The organism is Kitasatospora sp. NPDC034533 (assembly GCF_055575155.1).
Window position 1 is genome coordinate 1 of record NZ_JBVITE010000168.1, and the last position, 1,316, is coordinate 1,316.

General features: G+C 71.7%; 1 protein-coding gene. It reads left to right on the forward strand.

Going from position 1 to position 1,316, the window contains the following annotated elements:
- The first annotated feature begins 122 nt into the window (after positions 1-122).
- Entirely contained in the window at positions 123-1,031 is a 909-nt protein-coding gene (locus ACZ55U_RS39055; RefSeq protein ID WP_465534400.1) for a helix-turn-helix transcriptional regulator, read from the forward strand.
- The last annotated feature ends 285 nt before the right edge of the window (positions 1,032-1,316 follow it).

A 1,316-nucleotide genomic window follows, 5' to 3' on the forward strand; every position in this document is an offset into this window, starting at 1 on the left:
TGGCGAGGGAGTCCAGATCAGGCGTCACAACCGATCTTTGGACTCCCTCGCTTCATGTCATGCGCGCAGGCGAGCCCTTGGCATCAGTCATCTAGACCGCGCGGCGGGCTTACGGTGAGGGGATGGCCACGATGGATCCACGCACCGAGATTCGGGAGTTCCTCAGCTCGCGTCGCGCCCGCATCGCACCCGAGCAGGCGGGCCTGCCCGCTCACGGCGGCAACCGCCGGGTCAAAGGTCTGCGCCGCGAGGAGGTGGCGCTCCTGGCGGGGGTGTCGGTCGACTACTACGTGCGCATGGAGCGCGGCAGCCTCGCCGGTGCCTCCGACGGCGTGCTCGACGCATTGGCCTCCGCCCTGCGACTCGACGAGGCCGAGCGCGACCACCTGTTCCACCTCGCGCGCCGATCCACGACGCGCCGATCCACGGCGCCCAGCGGTCCGCGCCGGCGCGGGTCCGCCGTGACGGTGCGCTCGACACTGCGGCAGGTGCTCGACGCGATCTCCGATGCGCCGGCCTGGATCTGCAACGGCCGCTATGACGTGCTCGCCACGAACCGACTCGCCCGCGCGCTGTTCTCACCGGTGCTGGCCGACCCGCGACGGCCGGCGAACACGGCGCGGTTCGTCTATCTGGACTCCGCGGCGGCCAGGGAGTTCTTCGTCGACTACGACCACGTCGCCCGTGACACGGCCGCGAAGCTACGCATGGAAGCCGGCGGCGATCCGCACGACGAGGAGCTGATCGCCCTGGTCGGCGAACTGTCGACGTGCAGTGAGCTGTTCCGGCAGCGGTGGGCGGCCCAGGACGTGCGGCTGCACCGGTCCGGACGCAAGCGGGTGCACCACCCGGTCGTGGGCCGGCTCGACCTGGACGTCGAGTCCCTGGAACTGCCCGCCGAACCCGGCCTGCACCTCAACGTCTACACCGCACCCGCGGGCACGCCGACCGCTGACAACCTGGCGCTCCTGGCGTCGTGGGCGGCCACCCGACAGACGCCGGCGACCGAGCTCGGAGCACACGACGGATAGCCCGGCCCCTTCATCCGGACCAGGGGCGCACTGCTCCGCGTCCAGTGCTCCGGACCGGTGCTCCGGCGGCGCCGGCGGCACCTGCTCGCGCGGCCGCTCCCGGCGGACCAGGAGGCTGCCGAGCCCGGTCGCGGCCACCGGGCCGTACGGCCACCGTCTGCTCGGCGACCGGCCGCTGCCGGGCCCCCGCCCCTAGATGAATGAGTCCGATCTCCGGACTGGCCGCGACCATGACGAAGGGTGCCCGTTGGTTGGTTTGTGAAGACGAACCTGGACACCCTTCTG

What these genes read in the sequence shown, in the direction of transcription:
- ACZ55U_RS39055 (WP_465534400.1), top strand. Translation starts at nt 123, where the DNA reads ATGGCCACGATGGATCCACGCACCGAGATTCGGGAGTTCCTCAGCTCG.